Below are 24,777 nucleotides of genomic sequence, written 5' to 3'. Positions count from 1 at the left end.
TTTTTGCCATATCCTCGCACGGTTCAACATGCTGTAATGCAACCATGTTGACACTGTTTCATTCCGTTCTACGCACGACTACTTAGTTCATTTATGTACTATACATGACTGAAAATGTTATGATGTGCGTCCTCCCAGCCATACAGCCATAGGAGCTTTACATGAAAGTCATCGGCATCTCTCCGCAGAGACGCAATTTCCTGCGCAAGGCGGCCGTCGCCGTTCCGGTCGCAGCCGCCATCGGCGCCATCGGCACGGCCGGCACCGTACTGGCCACCGGCGACGGGCAGGACAAGCCCTACCAGCCCACCTATTTCACCGCCGCCGAATGGGCCACCTTGTGCGCGCTGGTCGACCGCCTGATCCCGGCCGATGCGGAAGGGCCGGGCGCGCTGCAGGCTGGCGTGCACGAGTTCATCGACCTGCAGATGGATACGCCCTATGCCTACGGCAAGCTGTGGTTCATGCAGGCGCCGTTTGTCGACGCGCCGGACGAATTCGGCTACCAGTTCCATATGGCGCCGCGCGAACTGTACCGCAGCGCCCTGCCCGGCTTTGCGCAGGCCGTGCAGCGCAAGACCGGCAAGGCCTATGCCGAGCTGCCCGTGGCGCAGCGTGACGCGCTGGTCGCCGAACTGGAAAAAGGTACTTTGCCGATCGGCGAAGTACCGGCCACCGTGTTCTTCAAGCAATTGCTGCAAAACACGCGCGAAGGCTATTTCTGCGACCCGGCCCATGGCGGCAACAAGGACATGGCGGCCTGGCGCATGATCAATTTCCCGGGCGCGCGTGCCGACTACATGGACTGGGTCGAGCAATACGGCGTCCACTATCCGCTGCCACCCGCCTCCATCGCATAAGGAACCACCATGGCAGACATTACATTGAAACCGGTCGACGTCGTCATCGTCGGCTTCGGCTGGACCGGCGCCATCATGGCCAAGGAATTGACGGAAGCGGGCCTGAACGTGCTGGCCCTCGAACGCGGTCCGTATCGCGACACCTATCCCGACGGCGCGTATCCGAAAACGCTGGACGAACTGACCTATATCCAGCGCAGCAAGATCTTCCAGGACATGTCGAAAAGCTCGTTCACCTTTCGCCACGAAGTAAAAGGCATTGCCGTGCCGTATCGCCAGATCGGCGCCTTCAAGCCGGGCACGGGCGTGGGCGGCGCCGGCCTGCACTGGTCGGGCCAGCACTGGCGCGTGCTGCCGGAAGAGCTGCAATTGCGCAGCCACTACGAAAAGCGCTATGGCAAGAAGTTCATCCCCGACGGCATGACGATCCAGGATTTCGGCGTCACATACGAAGAGCTGGAACCGCATTTCGATTTCGTCGAAAAAGTCTTCGGCACCTCGGGCCAGGCCTACAAGGTCAACGGCAAGATCGTCGGCCCCGGCAATATCTATGACGCCGACCGCTCCGACAATTTCGCGCTGCCGCCGCAGAAAGTGCCGTACACGGCGCACCTGTTCCAGCTGGCGGCCAAGGAAGTGGGGCTCAATCCCTTCGTGTCCGCGTCCTCGAATGCGTCGCAGCCCTACACCAACCCGTATAACTGCCAGATGGGGCCGTGCAATTTCTGCGGCTTCTGTTCCGGTTTTGCCTGCTACAACTACTCCAAGGCCTCGCCACAGGTCAATATCATGCCGGCGCTGCGCCTGGCGGCCAACTTTGAATTGCGCGCCAACTGCAATGTGCTGCGCATCAACCTCGACGGCAGCAAACAGAAGGCCACCGGCGTCACCTATGTCAATGGGGACGGCAAGACGGTCGAGCAGCCGGCCGACCTGGTGATCGCCAGCACCTTTGCCTACAACAACGCGCATTTGCTGCTGGTGTCCGGCATCGGCAAGCCGTATGACCCGGTGAGCAACGAAGGCGTGGTCGGGCGCAATATCGCCTATCAAACCATGTCCACCGTGCAGATGTTCTACGAGCCGGGCAAGAACACCAATCCCTTTATCGGCTCGGGCGGCAACGGCGTGGCGGTGGATGACTATAACGGCGACAACTTCGACCATGGCCCGCTGGGCTTTGTCGGCGGCTCGCCCGCCTGGTGCAACCCGGCCGGCGTCAAGCCGATCGCCGGCATTCCGGTGCCGGACGGCACGCCGTCGTGGGGCTCCGGCTGGAAAAAAGCCGTCAAGGACAACTACACCAGTACCGTTTCGTTCGACGTGCACGGCGCCAATATGGTCTACCGCGACTGTTATGTCGACCTCGATCCGACCTATACCGACGTCTTCGGCCAGCCGCTGCTGCGCTTCACCTTCGACTGGAAGGACAACGACATCAAGATGAGCCGCTACGTGACCGGCAAGATGATGGAAGTGGCGAAAGCCATGAAACCGAAGTCGATCCATGTGTCGATGAAAAATTTCGGCGACCACCTCGACCTGCGCAACTACCAGACCACCCACTGGGCCGGCGGCACCGCCATGGGCACGGACCGCCGCACCAGCGTCGTCAACCGCTACCTGCAAAGCTGGGATGTATCGAACGTGTTCGTCGTCGGTTCGAGCGTGTTCCCGGTCGGCATCGGCTACAACCCGACCGGCCTGGCCGCCGCGCTGACTTACTGGTGCGCCAAGGCCGTGCGCGAACAATATCTGAAAGACCCGCGGCCACTGGTCGCCGCGTAAGGAGCGCCCCATGAAAAAACACACACAACGCCTCCTCGCGACGCTGTCCCTGCTGTTGTCGGCCGGCGCCAGCATGGCCGCCCCGGCCGACGCGCAACTGATCAAGCAGGGCGAATACCTGGCGCGCGCCGGCGACTGCATCGCCTGCCACACCGCCCCGCAAGGCAAGCCGTACGCCGGCGGCCTCGGCATGGCGACACCGATCGGCAAGGTATATTCCACCAATATCACGCCGGACAAGCAGCACGGCATCGGCAACTGGAGTTTCGCCGACTTCGACAAGCTGATGCGCACCGGCGTGACGAAACAGGGCTATACCGTCTACCCGGCCATGCCCTACCCCTCGTATTCGCGCCTGAGCGACGCCGACATGCGCGCCCTGTATGCCTACCTGATGCAGGGCGTGCCGGCCAACGCGTCGCCGAACCGCGCCGCGGATATTCCGTGGCCGCTGTCGATGCGCTTTCCCTTGACGGTGTGGCGCTGGGTATTCGCCCCGACACCGGCGCCGTATGTGCCCACCGCAACGGCAGGCGACCAGCAATTGCTGCGCGGCGCCTATCTGGTGCAGGGCCTGGGCCACTGCGGCGCCTGCCATACGGCGCGCGGCGTCGGCATGCAGGAAAAAGCCTTGACCGAACTCGACAGCAGCGCCTACCTGGCCGGTGGCGCCGCCATCGACGGCTGGGTCGCGCCATCGCTGCGCAACGAGCATGGCGGTGGCCTGGCGCGCTGGAGCGAAGCCGATATTGCCGAGTTCCTGAAAACCGGCCGCAACAGCCATAGCGCCTCGTTCGGCGCCATGAACGACGTGGTGGCCCACTCGATGCAGTACATGAGCAAGGACGACCTGGGCAGTATCGCCAAATACCTGAAATCGCTGCCGCCGGCCAATGCCAAAGCCCCGCCTTTTGTCGGCGACGACAAGGTCGCCAAGGCGCTGTTTGCCGGCAAGGTCGATGGCACGGGCGCGCAGCTGTACCTGAACAACTGCGCCGGCTGCCACCGCTCGGACGGCAAGGGTTACAGCAAGGCCTTCCCCGCGCTGGCCGGCAATGCGGTGCTGCAGACGGCGGACCCCACCTCGGCCATCAATATCGTGCTGTCGGGCGGCATGGTGCCGGCCACCCACACGGCGCCGTCCGCGCTGGTGATGGGCGGCTACGCCAAGACTTTGAACGACCAGCAGATCGCCGACGTGGTCAGCTTTATCCAGACCAGCTGGGGCAACCACGGCAGCGCCGCAACGGCATCGCAAGTGGCCAAGCTGCGCAAGACCGCCGTGCCGGTACAGGGCACGACAGCAGCGTCATTCGCGCCGGGACGCAGCGGCACGGTGCCACCGCCAGCGCGGCCCAATGTGATGAAGCAGTAATGTAAAAAGCCCCGTACCTGGCAAGCAGGCACGGGGCTTTTAAATGAGTGTCGGCGCATCAGCGGAACGATCAGCGATTGAGGCCATTGCTCCAGTAGCTGCCGCCGCCCGAACGGTCCTGCTTGCGCATGCGGAACTCCAGGTCATAACGGTCGGTCGCTTCGGCCAGGTCCGCATCCTGCTCTTCACGCACGCGCTCTTCGATGCCGTTGGCGACCGCATTGTGCAGACGCAGCATCAATGCTTGCACTGCCGAGGCTGCCTTCTCAAAGGCGCCGGACAGGCTGTTGAAAGAGAAAACGGTCAATGCTGGCGAGGTCGTGTGGGACATGGGATGCTCCTGGAAATGTACGGTGTTTGTTGCAGTGCAATATCATCATAAGCGTTCCAAGATATAAAGCCACTTTCAATTTCAGATACCAGTTATTCATTTCCCTGATAAAAAGGGTGTGCGACATCGGTGGCGGCAGGCCATCGGCATATTTACAACAGCGCGGCGCTGCTATACTGGTTCTTCGATTCCCTTCTTCCTGCCGCCATGTCCACTTCCCTGTCCGATATTGCAGAACGTTATGTGCATCTGGTACTGGCCATCGGCCAGCATGATCCCTCCTATGTCGACGCGTATTACGGCCCGCCGGCATGGCAGCGGGACGCTGCCGCCGCCCATCGTTCCTTGCCGCAGATCGGCCAGGATATCGTGGCGGCGCTGGCGCAGCTCGATGGCGGCGAAGCGGGCACTGACCAGGAAACGCGGCTACGCGCCACCAACCTGCGCACGCAATTGCTGTCGATGCAAATGAAGGTGGCCATGCTCGGCGGCGCAAAGCCGGGCTTTGACGAAGAAAGCGCGCGCCTCTACGACGCCGTCTCGCCCCATCACACGCGCGCCTGGTATGAAGCCATCGTGGCGCAAGTGGCCGACCTGCTGCCCGGCAGCGGAACGGTCAGCGCACGGGTGCAAGAATTTCGCCGCCAGTTCGTGATTCCGCCCGAGCGTTTGCAGGCCGTCATGCAGGCCGCCATCGAAGCCGGCCGCGAACGCACGCTGCGCTACATCGCGCTGCCGCCGGAAGAAGATTTCGTGCTCGAATTTGTCACCGACAAGTCCTGGAGCGGCTACAACTGGTACAAGGGCAATTACCAGAGCGTGATCCAGATCAATACCGATTTGCCGATCTATATCGACCGCGCCGTCGACCTCGGCTGCCACGAAGCCTATCCGGGCCACCATGTGTACAACGTGCTGCTCGAACGCGACCTGGTGCGCGGCAAGCGCTGGATGGAATACTGCGTCTATCCTCTGTTTTCGCCGCAATCGCTGATCGCCGAAGGCACGGCCAACCATGGCATCGAACTGTGCTTTACCGACGCGGAGCGGCTGGCTTTCGAACAGCAGGTACTGTTTCCTCTGGCCGGGCTGGACCCGGCGCTGGCGCCGCGCTACCTGGCACTGAACCGCCTGCTGGCGCAGCTGGCGTATGCCGACAACGATATCGCGCGCCAGTACCTGGAAGGCGGACTGGACAAGGAAGAAGCGGTGGAGTGGCTGGTCAACGTGCGCCTGTATCCGGCGGAAAAAGCGGCGCAGCGGCTGCAGTTCTACGACGAGATGCGCGCCTACGTGATCAACTACAACCTGGGCCAGGACATGGCCAAGGCCTGGGTCGAACGCCAGGGCGGCACGCGCGCGCAGCACTGGGCGGCGTTTCGCCAGCTGATGTCCTCGCCGCGCACGCCGGCCGGCCTGCTGGACTAGCCGGAGCAAACCCGCCCTCTGTCATCATCCTGACATATCCGTCCGCTAGCATGTCGGCACTTTTCAGAACGACATCACGGGACAGACATGCAAAACACACTCGCCTTGGCCACCTTCGGCCGCACCACCTTGTCGGCCGCCCTGGCGCTCGCCTTTGGCGCCAGCCTGGCCGCTTGCGGCGGCGGCAGCTCGTCCGATGACACGCCACAAGCAGCCGCGCCCGCGCGCATCGTCAGCGTGGTGGCGGCCACCGGCAAAGCCGCGGCCGGCAGCACGGTCAATGTCTACGACGCCAGCAAGGAAAGAGTGGGCTTCGGCGCCACCGATGCCAGCGGCCAGGCCAATATCGCCATCACCGCCGCCGCCAAGGCGCCCTTCCTGGTCATCGCCACCACCGCCAGCGGCACCGTGCTGTCGGCGGTCTCGATGAAGGAACGCACCATCAACCTGACCCAGCTGACGTCCATCATCACCACCCAGTTGCTGGGCGCCACGCCGGCCGCCGCGACCGCCGCCAGCCTGGCCGCCATCGATGCGGCAAAGCTGCAAGCGGCGCAAACCCAGCTGGGCAAGGCCCTGGCCGCGCCATTGCAAACCTTGGGCATGGCTGCCAGCTATGACTTCGTCAACGGCCCGTTGACCCCGAGCAGCAAGGACTCGGCCGACGTCCTGCTCGACAATCTGCAGGTCAAAACCAATGGCACCGATGTCGACATCGTCAACGCCAGCGGCAGCATCGTCGCGCAAATCCTCAACGGCGGCGCACCGATGGCCACCGGCAAGACGGTACTGGAAACGCCACCCGTGTTGACCGCGCGCCAGCAGGTACTGGCCGCGACCGCCGCCGGCACCGACGCCGCCCCCGTGTTCCTGCAAGTGTCGCTCGACGAATTGCGCCCGACCCAGCCAGCCATCGGCTACGACCAGGTGTACTACAAGCTGGGCCGCTACGGCGCGGAAGACCTGATCATGGCCAAGACCAACAAGCCGAAGAAATTCGCCGAGCTGTGCGAAGCCAACGGCCAGGACGACGTCGTCACCAAGACGGCCAATATCGCCGGCGCCACCCTGATCAATCCGCCGGCCACCTTCCAGTGCAAGTCGCCCGTCGGCACCAAGCCGGGCGACATGAAGACGGTCGTCATCGGCCCGAACGGCACCCTGTACCTGACGGACGGCCACCACACCTTCAGCGCCTTCTGGGATGCCGACAACGGCGTGAATCATCAGCTGAAAGTCTGGGTCAAGGTGACCGACAACTTCAGCAAGCTCGGCGAATATGATTTCTGGGTGCAGATGAAGAAGGCCAGCAAGGTCTGGCTGAAGAATGGAGCCAACCAGGCCATCGCCACCAGCCAGCTCCCAAGCACGATCGGCCTCAAATCCCTCGGTAACGACCCGTACCGCGCCCTGGTCTACTTCACCCGCGACGCCGGCTACGTGGTGCCGTCGACGGCCACCGAATTCCTGGAATTCTACTGGGCCGACTGGCTGCGCAACAAGCCGGTGGTCGACCTGTCGAAAGTCGACACCAGCGACACCACCGCCTACATGGCCGCCATCAAGACGGCCTCGCAAGCGATGGTGGCGCTGAAATCGACCGACATCGTCAGCGGCACGGCAACCGCGCAAAGCCTGGGCTGGACCGGCGTCTTCAGCCAGGCCGCGCTGGACGACCTGGTGACGCCGACCGGCAAGCTGACGTATTCGATCGCCTACAAGAAGTCGCTGGTGAAATAAAGCGTTCCCTCCTCAACGGCAAGCCCTCCGCACCCCCTGCGGATCGAAGGGCTTGCCGTCATATGCCAGGCAAGCGATCTGAAAAACGCCGGTATTGCGCAGTCCATTCCCCTGAATTGACCACCTGTCTTGAAAACAGCCTTTCGGCCTTGTTTTTTCCTACACTCACGTCTTTCGCATATGTGCAGCAAAAAGCGATGGATACGAAGAGAAAGGGTTGAACGACATGATGCATTTGCGCGCTTTGAAAACCGCCAGCCTGTTGGCGTATTTTTGCTGTAACGCGGTCCAGGCACAGGCGGACGATGCGCCCCCCGTGACACCCTCCGGGGACGAGGCCACCTCGTCAGTCAATATCAAGGGCATCCGGGACCCGGACTGGAAGCCGTACAGCGCCATGCTCAAGGGCGTGCATCGATTCGAGGAAAAGCACGCGCTGGCGCCTGATGCAAGGCTGCGCTTTATCCTGCAGCCGCGCCATGCGGATGTCGACATGAACGCGCTCCAGCTCCGGCTGGAAAGCGACTATGCGAGTATGCCGATAGCGCTGGAAGAAAAAAGCATTTTCAGCCTGCCAGCCGAGCAGGACCCGCTCCTTGCAAAGGCCGACCTGACGCTCAACCGCAAAGCCGGCTCGGTCCGCTGGATTCCCTATATCCGAAGTGCGACGGCCACCGATACCAGCCGCCGCCTGGGCGACCTGCGGCTGACGTGCGAGGTGCACTGGGCAATCGACAAGGACACGCTGCCGTTTGCCATGCGCACCACCTTGAGCGCGCTGGGCGGACCATGCAATTTCGTGTCGCAGAAAGGCACTTACAGCTTTACCGAACCGCAGCGCATTACGGCCGCCACCATCAGCTACAATGGAAAAACCGCACCCGTGCCATTCAGCGGTTTTTCGTTCACGCCGCCCTTGCGCGAAAAGGACTGGAGCGACGACAGCGTAATCGAACTGACGTTCGAAGAAAGCTGAGATATTACATTGTGCTGCAATCCTATTTGGTACCTCGATGAAAAGCACTGCCTGGCGAGTACTGTTTGCATCCCTTCCGCTGATTTTTGCGGCGGGATGTGATAACACCAAATCATTACCCGGCAACTACCAGCTGGAACGATGGGAAGATAACAAAACCTATTATCTGCACGGACCATCGCATGTGGCTGAGCAAGGTGGCGGACTGATCGAGGGCACCGTTCTTCGCCTGGCCTGGAACGACGAGATGATCGGCGTCGAGCGATACGCCACGTTTCGTGGCGACCGAGACGGATGGATGGTCATTGACATCAAATCAGGCCATATTTCCGGACCTGTCTCCGGCGCTGAATTTGAGACCATACGCAATCGATACAGGCTGCAAGTGCAGACGGCCAGCGTCGCGTGGGACAAGCTGTGAATGCCACCAGCCTGGTTCAAGACCTGAGCCGGTCATGCACTGCCCTTGCCTGCCATTGAGGCCAACAAGCCATTGTCGGCAGTCGCCATATCGATAAACGCGCGCAACTTGGGCTGGCTTTGCGTCCTGGCGGCGAAATACAGGAACATGCCCGATGACGGCGGAACAAACGCTTCGAGCACGCGTTCGAGCCGCCCGTCGGCCAGGTCCTGCGCGATCTCGATATCAGGCAGGTAGGCCAGGCCCAGCCCGGAGCGGGCAAAGTCGGCGATCAGGCCCGTGTCGTTGACCACCAGCTTGTGCCCGGTTTCCACATGGAAGGTGTCGCCATTGCGCACGAAGGCCCAGGGCGCCAGCGCTTTCGAGCGGTGGAAACGGTAGCGCACGGTGTCGTGGCGCACCAGCTCTTCCGGCGCCAACGGCCGGCCGGCGCGCGCAAAATAGGCGGGCGCAGCCACCACCGACCAGGCCAGGTCGCCCGTCAGGCGCACCGCCACCATGCCTTGCGCCACCGACTGGCCCAGCCGTATGCCGGCGTCATACCCCTGCTCCAGCAGGTCGACCTCGCCATCGTCGAGGGAAATATCGAGCGACACATCGGGATAGGCACTCTGGAAGCGCGGCGCCAGGTTCTTCAGCACCAGCGCCCCCAAGGCGCGCGGCACGGTCAGCCGCAAGGTGCCGGCCGGGCGGTGGCGAAAGCGGGTCAGTGCCGCAAACGCATCGTCGATCTGCGCGGTGGCCGCCAGCAGGCTGGCGTACAGGACGCCGCCGGCCTCGGTCAGGGCGACCCGGCGCGTATTGCGCACGAACACGATGACACCATGCTGCGCTTCGAGCAGCTTGACCGCCTTGCTGGCCGCCGCCGGCGTCACGCCCAGGCGTATCGCCGCTGCGGTAAAACTCCTGGCCTCGGCCACGGCGAGGAAGATGCGGATGGCTTCAAACGAGATGGATTTCATGGCGTCGATTATTAACTTTGAGTTGATAGCTTACATGCCGAACCAGCGTATCGGGAATAAATCATGTTACTTATGATGAGTACTCGATCAACGCAACAGGAGAACAGCATGACGATCAACTTGCCTGCCGTGGTGGCAGCATATTTTCAAGCAGAAAACGCGCACGATGCGGCTGCCGTGGCGCAATGTTTCAGTGCCGATGGCGAGGTGCGCGACGAGCACCATGTGCATCGTGGGCACGCCGCAATTACCGAATGGAAACGCGCCGCCAGCGACAAATATGCGGCGACGGTGGCGCCCCTCGCCTGCACCGTCACAGCGGAAGGTTGCGTGGCCAAGGGCGAAGTCAGCGGCAATTTTCCGGGCAGCCCGGTGCTGCTGGACTTTGCTTTCAATATCGATGCCGCAAAAATCACCGTACTGGAGATCACATCATGAACCACGCATTGAATCAACCGCAAGACTTCGCCGGCCAGCGCGTTCTCGTCACCGGCGGCACCAGGGGCATGGGCCGCGCCATCGTCGACCTGATGCAGGCGCGCGGCGCCCGGGTGATCACCATCGCCAGGGAAGCGTCCGGTGAACTGCCGCCCGGCGTGGCGTTTGTTCGCGCCGACCTCGGCACCCGGGAAGGAAGCGATGCGGTGGCCGACGCCATTTTGGCCTCGCATGGCGGCGTCGATATCCTCGTCAACAATGTCGGCGGCTCGACCGCGCCCGGCGGCGGCGCGCTGGCACTGACCGATCAATTATGGGAGGATGCGCTGCAAAGCAATCTGCTGGCGGCGGTGCGGCTGGACCGGGCCTTGCTGCCGGCCATGCTGGATCAGGGCGCCGGCGTCATCATTCATATCTCGTCGATACAGCGCAGCCTGCCGCTGTTCGAGTCCACCCTGGCCTATGCCGCCGCCAAGGCCGCCCTCAGCAACTACAGCAAGGGCCTGGCCAACGAATTCGGCCCGCGCGGCATCCGCATCAACACGGTGGCGCCCGGCTTTATCGAAACCACGGCGGCCAGCGCCATGATACGGCGCATCGCCGAGCATGGCGGCACCAGTGAAATCGCGGCGCGCGAGCAATTGATGGACAGCCTGGGCGGCATCCCCATCGGCCGTCCGGGCAAACCGGAAGAAGTGGCCGAACTGGTCGCCTTCCTGGCCTCGCAGCGGGCGGCCTCCATCCACGGCAGCGAACATGTGATCGATGGCGGGACGATACCCACCGTCTGAGCGGTCAATCCGGCCTGATCAATATCCAGCGCACAATGCGCGCGCCTACCAAAAAGCCCATGCGCTGGCCCTTTTTCCGTATTTCGGTGTACCAGCCAGGCGCATCGCACAGCCATGTGCCGCTGGCAGGCGCGGCAGCGCCGCTCCAGGCCCAGATCACGCCATCGCCGGGTTCGCTACCAGACGTTTGGGGGCGCGAACGCTGCGGCTCCAGGAACTGGTAGTGCGCCTCTTCCGCGGGCACGGTGCCGTCGGCGTAACGGTCCTCGCGCCATAACAGGCGCCATGCCAGGTGCAGCTTTTCGCCTTTGTCGTCGCTGTCGCTGTTGTCTTGCAAGGTCATCGCATGCGCCTGCGCGCCGCGATCGAAATATTTCATTGGCGCCACGACCTTGAACGGCGCCTGCGGCCGCCAGGCGCCGGTGTAACGGTCGATAAAGCGCGTGGCCGGCGCGGCGACTGGTTCCCAGATGCCGGCAAACGGCACGAAGCCATTGGCGCGGACAAAGGTGTTGACGGCGGGATCGGGCACCGCTTCCAGGTCATCAGGAAAGTGCATCAGTGGAAGATCGCGGTGCAGCCAGCGGTTGTAATACCACAGGCCGCCAGGAAAATAATCACGCTGGTAAAGATGCATCGAGCATTCCGCCCACACATCGTAGGCCGAGTGCATGGCGTCGCAATATTCCTGCCACAGCGGCGTATGCGCTTCGTTGACGCCGTTCTCGCCCTCGTCCACCCGCCGCTGCACGCTCAGCTGAATGGTCAGGCGCTTGCGGGCGGCGCTCAGTTCGAAAAAAGGCGGATCGCCGAAGTCCTTGAAGTTGTTTTTTTCCAGCGTCGCCATGGCTTTCCTGAACTCATCCAGTCCACCCTGCACAAACGCCAGCTCCGACGCCGGCAGCGACGTCTCGAGCGCCCAGCCCTGCCGGGTCGCCTCCTGCAGGCTGGCCTTGGTCACGTCGGCCCAGTGCTTATACAGGGCGTAATTGCGGCGCCAGGCGGTGATCGAGCTCACTTTCTTGAGCGTGTAAAAGATCTTTTGCCGTTCAAGTTCGGACGGCACCATCAGGTCGCCGGGCGCAACGATTTCAGTCATGAAACCATGCCCGCCTGCCGCCCCAGCGCCTGCGTCACCGTCGCCGCCAGGTCCGCCAACTGGAACGGTTTGCGCAGCACGGTATTGCTGCCGATCACACGGTCGATCGCCTCCATGTCCGCATAGCCGGTGGCGATGATCATCGGCAGTCCGGGAAACTCGCGGTTGGCGATCGCCACCAGTTCGGCGCCCGTCATGCCCGGCATCAGGTAGTCGGTGATCATCAGGCTGGGCTGGTCGCGCCGCAGTTCGTGCAGGCCGGCCTGGCCGTCCTGCGCCTGGCTGACACAATAGCCGAGCGCCTCGAGCGACTCGACCATCGACAGGCGTACCGAGCTGTCGTCTTCGACCACCAGGATGCGCGCGCCGGCGCCGGGGGATGGCGGCGGCTGGGCCGGTTCCGCATCTTCGGCATCCATGGCGTCGCCGGTCAGGCGCAGCCAGATTTCAATCGTGGTGCCGACGCCCGCCTTGCTGATCACGCGCGCCGTGCCGCCCGACTGCTGGGCCATGCCATACACCTGGCTCAGGCCCAGCCCCGTGCCCTTGCCGATCGCCTTGGTGGTAAAAAACGGTTCGAATACCTTGGCGGCAACCGCCGGGTCCATGCCCTGCCCGTCATCGGTGACGGCGATCAGGCAATACATGCCGCTCGCCAGCAGTCCCTCGGGCGCGGCCGCGCGGCTGGCCCGCACCACCAACTTGCCGCCCGTGGGCATGGCGTCGCGCGCGTTGATGGCCAGGTTCAGCAGCGCCATTTCCATCTGGTTCACGTCCGCCATCACGTACCGCACCTGCTGGTCGATCTCGAACGACAGGGCGATCGCCGAGCCGAGCGAGGTGGCCATCAGTTCGCGCACGCCGTCGAACAGGGTGTGCAGTTCGGTGGCGCGCAGGTTCAGGCGCTGGTTGCGCGAGAACGCCAGCAGCTGGCTGGTCAGCTTGCCGCCGCGCTCGCAGGCGCGCCGGGCGACCTCGGCCTTGCGTTTGGCGTTCTCGTCCTTCGACAGGTACAGGATCAGGTCCATGCTGCCCTGGATCACATTGAGCAGGTTATTGAAATCATGCGCGATGCCACCCGTCAAGCGCCCCACCGCCTCCATCTTTTGCAGCTGCACCATGGCCAGCTGCACCCGCTCGCGTTCGATGACCTCGTTCATCAGGCGGTCATTGGCCTGGGCCAGCGCGCGCGTGCGTTCCTCGATGCGCGATTCCAGCGTCTCGTTCAGCTGCAGCAGCTGGGCCCGGCTGTCGCGCAGGCTTTCCGCCGCGCGCATGCGTTCGGCGAGGATCTTGCGCGCCTCGTACTGGCGCTGGCGTCCGCGCAGGGCCGACGCGGCGGCGCTGCGCAAGGTCTCGGCATTGAGCGGGCGTTCCAGCAGGATGATATTGCCCAGCTGGTCGAAGGTGCTGCGCGCCGCCTGCGGCGTGAGGCCGTTGCGCTTGGAAATCAATATCACGAAGGGAAAGTCGGACCACGGCTCCTGCGTGCGCAGCCAGGCCAGCAGCTGGTTGACGCTGGAATCCTGCAGCGCCTCTTCGGCGATCACGCAGGCGCCCGCGCCGATCAGCAGTTCGGTGACCATGGCGTCGAAGCTGGCCACCGCGCCGCCGCCAAAGCCGTTGCGCGCCAGCACCTGGTGGATCACTTCGGCGTCGCGGCCATGCGGCGCCAGGATCAGGATACGCTCGTCGAGCGCGCCGTTATCGAGGCTCATCGGGCCCCGCCAGCATCATGGGGGTGGCGCCGCGGTAGGTTGGCAAGCCCGTCAATATACCCTCGAAGCCTTCCAGCGCGCCGCCGATGGCGATGCCGCCGGAACCGAGTTTCAGCTCGTGGATGGTCAGCGCATGGTTGCTGGTGCGACTCTTGATCACGGTAATGGCGCGGCGCAGCTTGCCGTTCGACTCGAAGAAGCGCAGCAACACGGTGGTGTCGCTGAGGTAGCTCAGGTCGACATCGGTACGCACCTCGCCGATCAGGCCGTGCTGGCCCAGCACCAGCACGGTGGTCACGCCCTGCTGGTTCAGGTAGGACAGCAGTTCGTGCATCTGCAGGGTCAGGAAATGCTCGCCCGGCATCGCCTGCAGATAGGCGTTCAGGCTGTCGATCACGATGAACTTGACATCGGACTGCTCGACCGCGTCGCGCAGCATCTGGGCAAATTCGCCGGGCGCCAGCTCGGCCGGGTCGATATGGTGGATCGCCAGCTGGCCGCTGTCGGCGTAGGGCCGCAGGTCCATCTGCAGCGAGGCCGAGCGCGCGAAAAACGTCGCCAGGCCCTCGTCGAACAGATAGAACGAGGCCTTTTCGCCACGCTCCAGCGCCGACAGCAGGCAGCGCACCGACACCGTGGTCTTGCCGATGCCGGACGGCCCGACGATCAGGGTGTTGGTGCCCGACGCCAGGCCGCCGCCCAGCAGCGCATCGAAAGCGGTCGAGCCGGTCGAGCTGACCTGGGCGCTGAAATCACGGTTGTGTTCGGCCGCAATCAGGCGTGGAAAGATTTTCAGGCCGCCCGTTTCCAGGATGTAGTCATGGTAGCCGCCGCGAAACTTGGTGCCGCGCATCTTGATCACATTCACGCGGCGCCGTTCCTTGCCGAACTCCTGGGCGATCTGTTCCAGGCTGATCACGCCATGGGCAATGCTGTGCAGCTGCTGGTCGGGCGTGTTGGACTTGTCGTCGAGCAGCAGCACGGTGCAGTCGCGCAGCGAGAAGAATTGTTTCAGCGCCAGGATCTGGCGCCGGTAGCGCAGCGGGTTCTGCGCCAGCAGCCGCATCTCGGACAGGCTGTCGAACACCACGCGCAAGGGTTTCAGGGTATTGACCCGCTCCATCACGCTTTTGGTGGTTTCGCCCAGCTCCACTTCGGACGGGTGGAATACGGACTGCTGGGCGTCGGGATCGAGCGAGGTGTCATTCGCCAGCTCGAACACGGCGATGCCGTCCATGCTCCAGCCATGGCTTTCGGCCACGGCGTCGAGCTCGTCGGCCGTTTCCGACAGGGTGATATACAGGCCGGTCTCGCCCTGCGTCACGCCGTCGAGCAGGAATTGCAGGCCCAGCGTGGTCTTGCCGGTGCCGGGCGAGCCTTCCACCAGATACACGCGCTGGGCCGTCAGGCCACCGCACAGGATGTCATCGAGGCCGGCGACGCCGGTGGAAATGCGGCTGGTCGGTTTGCGCCGTTCGCGCGGCTGGGCAGTGCGGTTGTCGTTCATAGGGTGTCAACTTCATGGGAACAAGGGCGTCGAAGGAATAGTCGTCGAGTGGCACTGCATTGTCCGGGGAGTGTTCGCTGACCGCTATAATTATCACTTATTTTAATTTCTCCTTGTAAAACGCTGTGTTCGCTATCGTACATAAATAAGCAAATGGCGAGACAACACCATCAGGGACAAGGCTGCTGGTCGAACTGGCTGCCGACCAGTTCGTGCACTTCCTGCCCCAGCTGGTACAGCAGCGCGTTGCCGGCGCGTGTCAGGCGCGGCAGCGTTTTCATGTCGACCTTGCTCACCACGATAAACACGGCGCTGCGCGGCACGGGCAGGATCGCCGTATAACTCATGAAGCCGGCCCCGCTGCCCGTCTTGTGCCAGATCGGCGAACTGGCCTGCTGGCCGTCGCCCAGGCGCACCCAGCCCAGTCCCAGCGCATCGGCCGGCCCGGGAAAATCGAATCCCTTCATGACCGGCATGGCGGCGCGCGTCAGCCAGGGTTTCAGGACCATGCAGGTCGACGGCGCGGGCGGCACCACGCTGGCCAGCTTGCGCAGCCAGACGCCCATGTCGAGCGGCGTGGAAAACAGGCCGCTGCTGGCGGCGGTGGCGGTGGTCGCGCCACAAGGGCCGCTATTGTCGAGATCGGGACCGCTCATCAGGCGCGCGCATTGCTCCGGCGTCGGCGTGGCCGTCGTGTCTTCCATCTGCAGCGGGCGTGTCACCAGCCGCGCCAGCAGCTCGGTATACGGCGCGCCGCCGGCCGATGCCATGGCGTCGCCGAGCAGGTCATAGCCGCGATTCGAGTAGACCGCTTCCGTGCGGGGCACGGCATCCGTCTTGCCGTCTTTCAGTTCGCCCCAACGCACGGCCTCGCCGGGCCAGGCAAACGGCGCCGCATATTTCGGCGGCCCGCTCGATACGCCGCGCGGCAAGCCGCTGACATGCGTGGCCAGGTCCAGCAAGGTGATCCCGGGCACGCCGGCCGCGCGCGGCACCACGCGGCCGGCCCCTGCATGCTGCTGCAGCGTATCGTCCAGTTTCAATTTGCCGTCTTCCACCAGGCGGGCCAGCACCTCGGCCGTCAATACCTGCGAGCCCGAGCCGATGCGCACCAGCGACTGGCCATCGGGCAACTGGCCGCTGCCGGGCCGCGTCTCGCCACGACCGTACACGTGGATCTGGCCGCCCTGCACCGTCACCACCACCATGCCCAGCGCGCCGCTGTCGGCAAACATGGCGGAGACCGCCTCTTCATGCGCTTCCTTGCCGGCCAGGGCGGGCAGTGACAACAGCGAACAGCAGAGGGCAAGGGCAAGGGCAAGGGCAAGGGCAAATTTTTTCATGGCAAAAATATCGGATGGCGTGCCGGCAGTGTAAACGAGTATGGCCCGGCAACCTTGCGGCTGCCGGGCCAAGCGTGTGGCGCTCAATCGCGATCAGTTACGCGATGCGTTCGCCATTGGCCGGATCGAACAGGGCCGCTTTCGACAGGTTGAACGACAGCTGCATGGTCTGACCGGGGCGCACGGCCTCGATCGGATGCGTGCGGCAAGTCACGGCCGCGCCGTTCAGGCGGGTCGTCAGCAAGGTGTCCGGGCCGGTCGGCTCGACCAGGTCGACCAGGCAACCCAGTTCCTGGCCCACGTCGCCGTGCGCGCTGCTGATGTCGGTGATCTGCTCCGGGCGGATGCCCAGGATCACGTCACGGCCGACATGGTTGCGCAGTTTTTCGGCATCGAACGGCAGGTCCAGGCGCATGTTGTTGCCGCCGTTTTCAATCACGGCCGAGACGGCGCCGTTTTCGATCACCGGCTTGATGGTGATGAAGTTCATCGATGGCGAACCGATGAAGCCGGCCACGAACAGATTGGCCGGATTGTCGTAGATTTCCTGCGGCGTGCCCAGCTGCTGCACCACGCCGTCCTTCATCACGGCGATCAGGTCGCCCATCGTCATCGCCTCGATCTGGTCGTGCGTGACGTAGACGATGGTGGCTTTCAGGCGCTGGTGCAAACGCTTGATCTCGGCGCGCATTTCCACGCGCAGCTTGGCGTCCAGGTTCGACAGCGGTTCGTCGAACAGGAACAGCGACGGCTTGCGCGAGATGGCGCGGCCCATCGCCACGCGCTGGCGCTGGCCGCCCGACAACTGCGCCGGACGACGGTCGAGCAGGTGCGAGATCTGCAGCGTCTCGGCGACCCTGTTGACGATCTCTTCCTGTTCGGCCTTGGCGACCTTTTTCACGTTCAGGCCAAAGGCGATGTTCTCGCGCACCGTCATCGACGGGTACAGGGCGTAGGACTGGAACACCATGGCGATGTCGCGGTCTTTCGGCGGCAGGTCGTTGACGACCTTGTTGTCGATCATGATCTCGCCCGAGGTGACGCTTTCCAGGCCGGCGATCATGTTCAGCAAGGTGGACTTGCCGGAACCGGAGCCGCCCACCAGGATCAGGAACTGGCCGTCCTTGATCTCGATGTCGATGCCTTTCAGGACTTCGGCGCCGTTGGTGTAGACCTTGCGGATATTACGAATCGATAAGCTAGACATGTTTTTCCTTAACCTTTGACTGCGCCTGCGGTCAGGCCGCGCACAAAATAACGGCCTGCGACCAGGTAGACCAGCAGTGTCGGCAGCGCTGCGATCACCGCCGCCGCCATGTTGACGTTGTATTCCTTCACGCCCGTCGATGTATTGACCAGGTTGTTCAAACCCACCGTGATCGGCTGCGAATCCCCGCTGGCGAACACGATGCCGAACAGGAAATCGTTCCAGATCTGCGTGAATTGCCAGATGATGCACACGACAAAAATCGGGCCGGAAATCGGCAGCACGATCTTGCGGAAGATCAGGAAGAAGCCGGCGCCGTCGATGCGGGCCGCCTTGATCAGCTCTTCCGGCACGCTGGTGTAGTAGTTACGGAAGAACAAGGTCGTGAACGCCGTGCCGTAGACCACGTGCACGAACACCAGGCCGGTGGTGGTATTGGCCAGGCCAAAGTCGCCCAGCAAGCGCGCCATCGGCAGGATCACCACCTGGAACGGGATGAAGCAGCCCACCAGCAAGCCGGCGAACAGCAGCTCCGAACCCCGGAAGCGCCAGTGCGCGAACACATAGCCGTTGAAGGCGCCGATAAAGGTCGAGATCAGGACGGCCGGCACCACCATTTCCAGCGAGTTCCAGAAGAACGGCTGCAGGCCGTTGCAGGTCACGCCGGTGCAGGCCGAAGACCAGGCCTTGCCCCAGGACTCGAACTGCCATACCTGCGGCAGCGCCAGCAGGTTGCCGCTGCGGATCTCGTCGAGCGACTTGAACGACGTCGACAGGGTCACGTACAGCGGAATGATGTAATACAGGGCGAACAGGACCAGCAACAGGTACAGGACCACCCGCCCCAGGGTAAATTGATGCTTGCGTGTGTGTGTCATCTCATCGCCTTTGCGCTGCGCGTTTCCAGGTACATCAGCGGCACCAGCACGGCCACGATGGTGGCCAGCATCATCATCGCCGATGCCGAGCCCAGGCCCAACTGGCCGCGGGTGAAGGAAAACTGGTACATGAAGATTGCCGGCACGTCGGACGAATTGCCCGGGCCGCCGGAAGTCAAGGCGATCACCAGGTCGAAACTCTTGATCGCGATGTGCGACAGGATCAATATGACGCTGAAGAACACCGGACGCATGGCGGGAATCACGATGCGCCAGTAGATGGTCGGCAAGGACGCACCGTCCACTTGCGCCGCCTTGATGATCTCGTCATCGATGCCGCGCAGGCCGGCCAGGAACAGCGCCATCACGAAACCGGACGACTGCCACACGCCGGCGATCACCACCGTGTAGATCGACATGTCCGAGTTGACCAGCCAGTCGAAGGTAAACGAGGTCCAGCCCCAGTCGTGCATGACTTTTTCCAGGCCCAGGCTGGGGTTCAGCATCCATTTCCAGGCGGTGCCGGTGACGATGAACGACAGCGCCATCGGGTACAGATAGATCGCGCGAAGAAAGCCTTCGCCACGGATTTTCTGGTCGAGCAGGATCGCCAGGAACAGGCCGATGGTGATCGACAGGCCGATGAACAGCACGCCGAAGATGCCGAGGTTCGTCAGCGAGGTCCACCAGCGTTCGTTATCGAACAAATTGTAGTATTGCGACAGGCCGGAGAACTCGAAGTTCGGCATCATGCGCGATTCGGTCAGGGACAGATAACCGGTCAGGAAAATAAAACCATAGACGAATACCAGGCTGGCGATGAGCGTCGGGCCCAGGACCAGTTGCGGTATCCATCGATCAAATTGCTTGCGTATGGACATAGGACAGCCGTAGAAGTAGAACTGCGTATGGCGCCCGTCCGGGCGGATGCCGGAGGGGGCCTGCGATACCTGCAACACCTGCGATGCAGCAGCGCCGGCGGGGAACCGGCGCTGTGGTGATTACTTCACTTTGGCTGCTTTGGCCAGTTCGGCAACAGCGTCTTTCGAGCTCATGTTGGTGTTCATGAACTTGGCGATCACGTCGGTGACAGCGCCTTGCGTGGCCGATGGCAGCGCCATGCCGTGCGCGAACGATGGCACCAGGCCGCCGTTCTTGTTGCTGGCGTCCATGTCGTCCATCGATTTCAGGGCGCAAGCGTCGAACTTGTCCTTGGAAACGCCGGAACGCACAGGGATGGAACCCTTGTTCAGGTTGAAGATCGACTGGAACTTCGGATTCATGATGGCGTTGGCCAGCGCGATCTGCCCTTTCTTCGCATTCGCATCCTTTTGCGTGAACATGGCAAACGAATCGATGTTGAAGGTGTAGGCTTTCTCTGTGCCTGGCGCGGCCACGCACAGGTAGTCCTTGCCCGGCACTTTGCCGGCGGCCGTGAATTCGCCCTTGGCCCAGTCACCCATGAACTGGAAGCCGGCCTTGTTGTTGATGACCATGGCGGTGGCCAGGTTCCAGTCGCGGCCGGCCGCATCCTTGTCGATGTAGGTCTTGACTTTGCCCAGGGTGTCGAACACCTTGATCATGGTCGGGCCGGTCAGTTCTTTCTGGTCCAGCTTCAGGATGGCTTTCTTGTAGAAGTCAGCGCCGCCGACGCCCAGCGCGACCGATTCAAACACGGTGGCGTCCTGCCATGGCTGGCCGCCGTGGGCAATCGCGATGCCGCCCGATTTCTTGATCTTGTCGGCCGCTTCGAAAAACGCTGGCCAGGTGGTTGGCGTGCCGACCACGCCGGCTTTTTTCAGCACTTCCGGATTGACCCACATCCAGTTGACGCGGTGCACATTGACCGGTGCGGCAACATAGTGACCCTTGTATTTCATGACGTCGGCCACGACTTTCGGCAGGACCGCATCCCATTTGCCGGCAACGGCGGCTTCATCGATATTGGCCAGCACGCCTTCAGCGCCCCATTCCTGGATCGACGGGCCCTTGATCTGGGCGGCGGTCGGTGGATTGCCGGAGATGACGCGGGTTTTCAGCGCGGTGGTGGCGTTTTCGCCGGCGCCGCCTGCTACTGCAAAATCTTTCCAGCCGAAACCGGCTTCCTTGACCATCTGCTGCAGCTGGCCGACCGACTTGGCTTCGCCGCCCGAGGTCCAGTAGTGCAGCACTTCAACGTCGGCAGCGAAAGCGTTGCCGGCGAATGCCAGGGCGGTCACGGCGGCCAGTTGGGTAATCTTGAATTTCAGTTTCATCTCCACAATTCCTTTTTTGATCAAGCTTTTAGGGGGCTTCGGCGCAATCTGCCGAGAAAGGTCGTATTTGCGCCTGTGCCGGCGCTCTTTACAGTCAGATGGGGCCATACCCGGCGGGAATGGCCCCATCAGTCAACACTTAGAACCAGGCTTCAACCTGGAAACCGTACGAGGTGCCGCTGGTGTTGTTGTTGTAGATCGGGCCGCCGTTGTTCGACGCGTTGACCGAGGCGGTGGCCGCATCGTTCCACTTGCCGTAGGTCACAAAAGCGCGCAGTTCAGGACGCGACCACAGGCCAGGACCTGCCGAAATGGCCGGGGCGATGGTGACTTTGGTCAGGCGCTTGGCCGGGCCACCCGATTGCGTCACGCGGTCCGTGCCCAGTTCGCCAATCAGCTTGAAGTTGTTGGTGAATGCGTACACAGGACGCACGCCGACCGAGGTCCAGGTCGAGGAACCGGTGGCCTTGGCTTCGTCTTTTTGCCACAGGGCGACGAATTCCATGCCGAAGTTTTCCATCGGCTGGATCGCCAGGTCATTGAACACGCGGGTGCGCTTGACGTCCGAACCGAACGAGGTGTCGCCCGCGGCGCCGAACTGCGCGCCCTTGCCGACACCAGGGCCGACGCCGTACTGCACGCCGAAGGTATTGCCGCCGCCCAGGACTTTGCCCTGGCGGTGGAATGCCGACAGCTGCCAGCCGTTATGCTTTTCGCCAAACGCGTCGTTGTCCTTGCCTTCGCCGATGATATAGGTGGCGGCCAGGTCCAGCGTGCCGTTGGTGTTGACCGGAATTTCACCGTAGATGAAGTTCTGGCGCACGGCCGATTTGGTGCTGACGATGCCGGTCGGCGACACGCTGTTGATGTCGTTGTCCTTGAAGAAGGCATACGAGAATTTACCCGGGCCCGCCTGAATGCGGTCCAGGCCGGCGCCGGTACCGTTCATGTTGATGTACTGCAGATCCAGCATGTGGATGTCAGGACGGTAGTAGAAACGTTTGCCGACCCAGGCCGTGCCGCCGTTCAGGAAGTCGAGTCCCTGTGCTTCGACGTAGGCTTTGACGATGCCGACCTTGTTGTCGCCGAAATCGGAATTTGGTGCGTAGGCGTTGACCCAGACGGTGGCCATGTAGGTTACGTCGCCGGATTTGGCGATGGCTTTGGTGTAGCCGAATTCGGTATAGGCGTCGCACTCATTGCCCAGACGATATTTCATGGTGTTGCCACCCAGGCCGAAGCAGCCTTGTGAGCCGCCGTCACTAGAGGTGTTGCTGCCGGCGCCAGCGCGCAGGTAGCCGTGGAAGCCTTCGGAATCGGTTGGGTACATCGGGTCCGCCATGGCGGAACCGCTGGCGATAGCTAATACGATGGCAGCAGGCAGCGCTTTCAACGCGGCCTTCAACATGTTGCGATGCAGCATGGTAAGTCTCCTCAGTAGTTGTTTTTTTCTAGTACTTCGTGGCCGAATGTACTGGCCAGAAATCTTTCCAGCAGAGACATAGTAACTATACTACGAACAAATATCAACATATTATGTTGTAATCCTACGACTAGTCCGCCACACTTTATTTGACTATCTTTGGTCTTGCGCAAAGTGTTTTTTTCCATACGAATAGGCACTGGCCTGGCATGCCTGGCATTTTTTGGCACGGAGACCAAATACCCTCTAGAATCCTTGGTTTTCACCATAACGACAGTTGCGCCGCAAAGACGGCGCACGCACACGAGACATTGAACGCCGCCATGAGAATTGATGAAAGAACAGAGAGTACGGGCGGCGACGCGGCCGACCGTTTCAGCGACGGCCCGCGCCTGCTGGCCGATATCGGCGGCACCAACGCCCGCTTCGTGCTGGAAACGCGCCAGGGCCACCTGGAAGCGGTGGCCGTGCTGCCCTGCGACGACTATGCCTCCCTGCTGGAAGCCATTACTGCCTATATCGACAGTCCGGACGCGCGCGCCGCCGGTTCGGCCCGCGTGCGCCATGCGGCGATTGCGATCGCCAACCCGATCGACGACGACAATATCCGCATGATGAACCACCACTGGTTCTTCTCGATCGAAGCGATGCGCACGGCGCTGGGCCTCGACACCCTGCTGGTCGTCAACGACTTCACGGCGCTGGCGATGGCCCTGCCCTATCTGCGGCCCGACCAGCGCATGCAGATCGGCGGCGGCATGGCGCGCGCCGACAGCGTGATCGGCCTGCTTGGCTCGGGCACGGGCCTGGGCGTGTCGGGCATGATCCCGGCCGAAGACCGCTGGATCGCGCTGGGCAGCGAAGGCGGCCACGTCAGCTTTGCGCCGTGCGACCAGCGCGAAATGGACGTGCTGTCCTATGCCTGGCGCGAACTGTCGCATGTCTCGGCCGAACGCCTCGCTTCCGGACGCGGCCTGGAACTGATCTATCGCGCCCTGTCCGAGCGCGCCGGCGTGACCGATGCACAGCCGCTGCTGGCGTTTGAAATCACCAGCCGCGCGCTGGCCAACGACTGCGAAATATGCCTGGAAGCGGTCGACTGCTTCTGCGCCATCCTCGGCTCGATCGCCGGCAATGTCGCCATGACGCTTGGCGCGCTGGGCGGCATCTATATCGGCGGCGGCATCGTGCCGCGCCTGGGTCCCCTGTTCGAACGCTCGCAGTTCCGCGCCCGCTTCGAGCAGAAGGGCCGCCTGAACGAATACCTGGCGCAGATTCCCACCTTCCTGATCACGGCCGAACTGCCGACGTTTCTGGGCATCGCCGCCATCCTGGCGCAAAAGCTCAAGCGGGCCAACTCCGGCGCGCCGGTGCTCGACTCGGTGCGCCAGGCGCGCGGCCGCATGAGCCCTTCCGAGTGCAAGGTGGCCGACTGGGTGCTGAAGGAACCGAACGCCATGCTGACCCTGCCGATCGCCGAAATCGCCCAGCGCGTGGGCGTCAGCCAGCCGACCGTCATGCGTTTTTGCCGCTCGATCGGCGTGCAGGGCCTGGCCGATTTCAAGCTGAAACTGGCCTCGGGCCTGACCGGCGGCGCCATCACGGTGGCGCACTGCCATGTGGAGATGTCGGACTCCGACGCCGAACTGGCGCGCAAGGTGCTGGGCAACAGCGCCTCGGCCGCGCTGGCCATGCGCGACATGCTGGACGTGAAAGCGCTGACCGAGGCGATCGACATGCTGCGCGGCGCGCGGCGGGTGGAATTGCTGGCTGTCGGCAGCGCGCGCGTGGTGGCCGACGACATGCAGCACAAGCTGCTCAACCTGGGCATCGTCAGCAGTTATTTCGCCGACCAGCAGGCGCAGGAAATGAGCGCCGCCATGCTGAAGCCGGGCGACGTCGCGCTGGTGATTTCACGCTCGGGCACCCTGCCCGAACTGCTGCGCACGGTGAAGGTGGCGCAGGGCTGCGGCGCGCGCGTGCTGGCCATCACCGCCAGCGGCTCGCCGCTGTCGCGCCAGGCCGACGTACTGCTGACCCTGAACCACCCCGAAGGCAATCTCAATTTCGTGCCGATGATCGTGCGCCTGCTGCAGCTGATGATGCTCGATATTTTGTCGGTCGGCCTGGCGCGGCGCGACACGGTGCAGCGCACCAGCGCGGCCGAACCCGATGAAGGCCAGCTGCACGGCATGCGCATCAGCGGCAAGCTGAAGTTCGGCGGCCATCTCGAATAA

The 24,777-nt window shown here is 62.9% G+C and carries 21 protein-coding genes; 10 read left to right on the top strand and 11 right to left on the bottom strand.

The window, feature by feature from the left end; genetic code table 11:
• Window positions 1-161: 161 nt before the first annotated feature.
• From ACP7B7_RS06160 to ACP7B7_RS06150, 3 genes are read left to right on the top strand one after another with little or no spacing between them, the layout of a single operon-like run.
• Window positions 162-860 carry a gluconate 2-dehydrogenase subunit 3 family protein gene (locus ACP7B7_RS06160; RefSeq protein WP_426076051.1) on the top strand — a complete coding sequence of 233 codons (699 nt, stop codon included), beginning with the start codon at window positions 162-164 and terminating at the stop codon, window positions 858-860.
• Between the two features lie 9 nt (window positions 861-869).
• On the top strand, window positions 870-2,648 hold the full coding sequence (locus ACP7B7_RS06155; protein ID WP_426076050.1) for a GMC family oxidoreductase: 1,779 nt from the start codon (window positions 870-872) through the stop codon (window positions 2,646-2,648).
• A 10-nt stretch (window positions 2,649-2,658) separates the two neighbouring features.
• Entirely contained in the window at window positions 2,659-4,023 is a 1,365-nt protein-coding gene (locus ACP7B7_RS06150; protein WP_426076049.1) for a c-type cytochrome, read from the top strand.
• A gap of 70 nt (window positions 4,024-4,093) precedes the next feature.
• On the opposite strand, the gene ACP7B7_RS06145 is transcribed toward ACP7B7_RS06150, so the two are convergent.
• The gene (locus ACP7B7_RS06145) at window positions 4,094-4,261 is read right to left on the bottom strand and encodes a DUF3563 family protein (protein WP_426076059.1); all 168 of its coding nucleotides are present in this window, start codon (window positions 4,259-4,261) and stop codon (window positions 4,094-4,096) included.
• Between the two features lie 300 nt (window positions 4,262-4,561).
• Between ACP7B7_RS06145 and ACP7B7_RS06140 the strand changes: the two genes are divergently transcribed.
• The 4 genes from ACP7B7_RS06140 to ACP7B7_RS06125 all read left to right on the top strand — a co-directional run bounded on the left by ACP7B7_RS06140 (window position 4,562) and on the right by ACP7B7_RS06125 (window position 8,919).
• Window positions 4,562-5,782 carry a hypothetical protein gene (locus tag ACP7B7_RS06140; protein WP_426076048.1) on the top strand — a complete coding sequence of 407 codons (1,221 nt, stop codon included), beginning with the start codon at window positions 4,562-4,564 and terminating at the stop codon, window positions 5,780-5,782.
• 87 nt (window positions 5,783-5,869) lie between these two features.
• Window positions 5,870-7,522: a ParB-like protein gene (locus ACP7B7_RS06135; protein ID WP_426076047.1), complete on the top strand. Its 1,653-nt coding sequence runs from the start codon at window positions 5,870-5,872 to the stop codon at window positions 7,520-7,522.
• A 316-nt stretch (window positions 7,523-7,838) separates the two neighbouring features.
• A complete protein-coding gene (locus ACP7B7_RS06130) occupies window positions 7,839-8,498 on the top strand; it encodes a hypothetical protein (RefSeq protein ID WP_308920309.1) in 660 nt (219 codons plus the stop codon).
• A gap of 37 nt (window positions 8,499-8,535) precedes the next feature.
• A complete protein-coding gene (locus tag ACP7B7_RS06125) occupies window positions 8,536-8,919 on the top strand; it encodes a hypothetical protein (protein WP_308920308.1) in 384 nt (127 codons plus the stop codon).
• A gap of 32 nt (window positions 8,920-8,951) precedes the next feature.
• Here ACP7B7_RS06125 and ACP7B7_RS06120 read toward each other — a convergent pair whose 3' ends face one another.
• Window positions 8,952-9,881 carry a LysR family transcriptional regulator gene (locus tag ACP7B7_RS06120; protein WP_426076046.1) on the bottom strand — a complete coding sequence of 310 codons (930 nt, stop codon included), beginning with the start codon at window positions 9,879-9,881 and terminating at the stop codon, window positions 8,952-8,954.
• A gap of 63 nt (window positions 9,882-9,944) precedes the next feature.
• Here ACP7B7_RS06120 and ACP7B7_RS06115 point away from each other — a divergent pair, with 63 nt between their 5' ends.
• Together ACP7B7_RS06115 and ACP7B7_RS06110 are read left to right on the top strand one after the other, a co-directional pair.
• Window positions 9,945-10,319 (top strand): nuclear transport factor 2 family protein, encoded by a 375-nt coding sequence (locus ACP7B7_RS06115; protein WP_426076045.1) that lies wholly within the window; start codon window positions 9,945-9,947, stop codon window positions 10,317-10,319.
• Complete coding sequence (locus tag ACP7B7_RS06110; protein ID WP_426076044.1) at window positions 10,316-11,110, top strand: SDR family oxidoreductase; 795 nt, start codon at window positions 10,316-10,318, stop codon at window positions 11,108-11,110. The genes ACP7B7_RS06115 and ACP7B7_RS06110 overlap by 4 nt, the downstream gene beginning before the upstream one ends.
• 4 nt (window positions 11,111-11,114) lie before the next feature.
• On the opposite strand, the gene ACP7B7_RS06105 is transcribed toward ACP7B7_RS06110, so the two are convergent.
• From ACP7B7_RS06105 to ACP7B7_RS06065, 9 genes are all read right to left on the bottom strand, one after another.
• Window positions 11,115-12,209, bottom strand: coding sequence for an Imm71 family immunity protein (locus tag ACP7B7_RS06105; RefSeq protein ID WP_426076043.1), 1,095 nt, complete (start codon window positions 12,207-12,209; stop codon window positions 11,115-11,117).
• Window positions 12,206-13,927, bottom strand: a complete 1,722-nt coding sequence (locus tag ACP7B7_RS06100; RefSeq protein ID WP_426076042.1) for a response regulator — start codon at window positions 13,925-13,927, stop codon at window positions 12,206-12,208. Before ACP7B7_RS06100 ends, ACP7B7_RS06105 begins: the two co-directional genes overlap by 4 nt.
• A complete protein-coding gene (locus tag ACP7B7_RS06095) occupies window positions 13,914-15,434 on the bottom strand; it encodes an ATPase domain-containing protein (protein ID WP_426076041.1) in 1,521 nt (506 codons plus the stop codon). Before ACP7B7_RS06095 ends, ACP7B7_RS06100 begins: the two co-directional genes overlap by 14 nt.
• A 170-nt stretch (window positions 15,435-15,604) precedes the next feature.
• Window positions 15,605-16,777 carry a D-alanyl-D-alanine-carboxypeptidase/endopeptidase AmpH gene (gene ampH, locus ACP7B7_RS06090; RefSeq protein WP_426076040.1) on the bottom strand — a complete coding sequence of 391 codons (1,173 nt, stop codon included), beginning with the start codon at window positions 16,775-16,777 and terminating at the stop codon, window positions 15,605-15,607.
• A 97-nt stretch (window positions 16,778-16,874) separates the two neighbouring features.
• The gene (locus ACP7B7_RS06085; RefSeq protein ID WP_426076039.1) at window positions 16,875-17,984 is read right to left on the bottom strand and encodes an ABC transporter ATP-binding protein; all 1,110 of its coding nucleotides are present in this window, start codon (window positions 17,982-17,984) and stop codon (window positions 16,875-16,877) included.
• Window positions 17,985-17,992: 8 nt separating this feature from the next.
• Window positions 17,993-18,862 (bottom strand): carbohydrate ABC transporter permease, encoded by an 870-nt coding sequence (locus tag ACP7B7_RS06080; RefSeq protein WP_426076038.1) that lies wholly within the window; start codon window positions 18,860-18,862, stop codon window positions 17,993-17,995.
• Window positions 18,859-19,743 carry a carbohydrate ABC transporter permease gene (locus tag ACP7B7_RS06075; protein ID WP_426076037.1) on the bottom strand — a complete coding sequence of 295 codons (885 nt, stop codon included), beginning with the start codon at window positions 19,741-19,743 and terminating at the stop codon, window positions 18,859-18,861. The genes ACP7B7_RS06080 and ACP7B7_RS06075 overlap by 4 nt, the downstream gene beginning before the upstream one ends.
• A gap of 120 nt (window positions 19,744-19,863) precedes the next feature.
• Window positions 19,864-21,117, bottom strand: a complete 1,254-nt coding sequence (locus ACP7B7_RS06070) for an ABC transporter substrate-binding protein (RefSeq protein WP_426076036.1) — start codon at window positions 21,115-21,117, stop codon at window positions 19,864-19,866.
• Between the two features lie 139 nt (window positions 21,118-21,256).
• On the bottom strand, window positions 21,257-22,540 hold the full coding sequence (locus ACP7B7_RS06065; protein ID WP_426076035.1) for a maltoporin: 1,284 nt from the start codon (window positions 22,538-22,540) through the stop codon (window positions 21,257-21,259).
• 323 nt (window positions 22,541-22,863) lie between these two features.
• On the opposite strand from ACP7B7_RS06065, the gene ACP7B7_RS06060 reads away from it, so the two are divergent.
• On the top strand, window positions 22,864-24,777 hold the full coding sequence (locus ACP7B7_RS06060; RefSeq protein ID WP_426076034.1) for a glucokinase: 1,914 nt from the start codon (window positions 22,864-22,866) through the stop codon (window positions 24,775-24,777).

The sequence above is a fragment of the Janthinobacterium sp. PSPC3-1 genome, from assembly GCF_049896105.1.
Classification (GTDB): Bacteria; Pseudomonadota; Gammaproteobacteria; order Burkholderiales; family Burkholderiaceae_D; genus Janthinobacterium.
This window is presented reverse-complemented; position numbering and strand designations above follow the sequence as displayed.

Coding starts and splice junctions, on each gene's coding strand:
- ACP7B7_RS06160 (WP_426076051.1), top strand. CDS start 162: ATGAAAGTCATCGGCATCTCTCCGCAGAGACGCAATTTCCTGCGCAAG.
- ACP7B7_RS06155 (WP_426076050.1), top strand. CDS start 870: ATGGCAGACATTACATTGAAACCGGTCGACGTCGTCATCGTCGGCTTC.
- ACP7B7_RS06150 (WP_426076049.1), top strand. CDS start 2,659: ATGAAAAAACACACACAACGCCTCCTCGCGACGCTGTCCCTGCTGTTG.
- ACP7B7_RS06145 (WP_426076059.1), bottom strand. CDS start 4,261: ATGCTGCGTCTGCACAATGCGGTCGCCAACGGCATCGAAGAGCGCGTG.
- ACP7B7_RS06140 (WP_426076048.1), top strand. CDS start 4,562: ATGTCCACTTCCCTGTCCGATATTGCAGAACGTTATGTGCATCTGGTA.
- ACP7B7_RS06135 (WP_426076047.1), top strand. CDS start 5,870: ATGCAAAACACACTCGCCTTGGCCACCTTCGGCCGCACCACCTTGTCG.
- ACP7B7_RS06125 (WP_308920308.1), top strand. CDS start 8,536: ATGAAAAGCACTGCCTGGCGAGTACTGTTTGCATCCCTTCCGCTGATT.
- ACP7B7_RS06120 (WP_426076046.1), bottom strand. CDS start 9,881: ATGAAATCCATCTCGTTTGAAGCCATCCGCATCTTCCTCGCCGTGGCC.
- ACP7B7_RS06115 (WP_426076045.1), top strand. CDS start 9,945: ATGTTACTTATGATGAGTACTCGATCAACGCAACAGGAGAACAGCATG.
- ACP7B7_RS06110 (WP_426076044.1), top strand. CDS start 10,316: ATGAACCACGCATTGAATCAACCGCAAGACTTCGCCGGCCAGCGCGTT.
- ACP7B7_RS06105 (WP_426076043.1), bottom strand. CDS start 12,209: ATGACTGAAATCGTTGCGCCCGGCGACCTGATGGTGCCGTCCGAACTT.
- ACP7B7_RS06100 (WP_426076042.1), bottom strand. CDS start 13,927: ATGAGCCTCGATAACGGCGCGCTCGACGAGCGTATCCTGATCCTGGCG.
- ACP7B7_RS06095 (WP_426076041.1), bottom strand. CDS start 15,434: ATGAACGACAACCGCACTGCCCAGCCGCGCGAACGGCGCAAACCGACC.
- ampH (WP_426076040.1), bottom strand. CDS start 16,777: ATGAAAAAATTTGCCCTTGCCCTTGCCCTTGCCCTTGCCCTCTGCTGT.
- ACP7B7_RS06085 (WP_426076039.1), bottom strand. CDS start 17,984: ATGTCTAGCTTATCGATTCGTAATATCCGCAAGGTCTACACCAACGGC.
- ACP7B7_RS06080 (WP_426076038.1), bottom strand. CDS start 18,862: ATGACACACACACGCAAGCATCAATTTACCCTGGGGCGGGTGGTCCTG.
- ACP7B7_RS06075 (WP_426076037.1), bottom strand. CDS start 19,743: ATGTCCATACGCAAGCAATTTGATCGATGGATACCGCAACTGGTCCTG.
- ACP7B7_RS06070 (WP_426076036.1), bottom strand. CDS start 21,117: ATGAAACTGAAATTCAAGATTACCCAACTGGCCGCCGTGACCGCCCTG.
- ACP7B7_RS06065 (WP_426076035.1), bottom strand. CDS start 22,540: ATGCTGCATCGCAACATGTTGAAGGCCGCGTTGAAAGCGCTGCCTGCT.
- ACP7B7_RS06060 (WP_426076034.1), top strand. CDS start 22,864: ATGAGAATTGATGAAAGAACAGAGAGTACGGGCGGCGACGCGGCCGAC.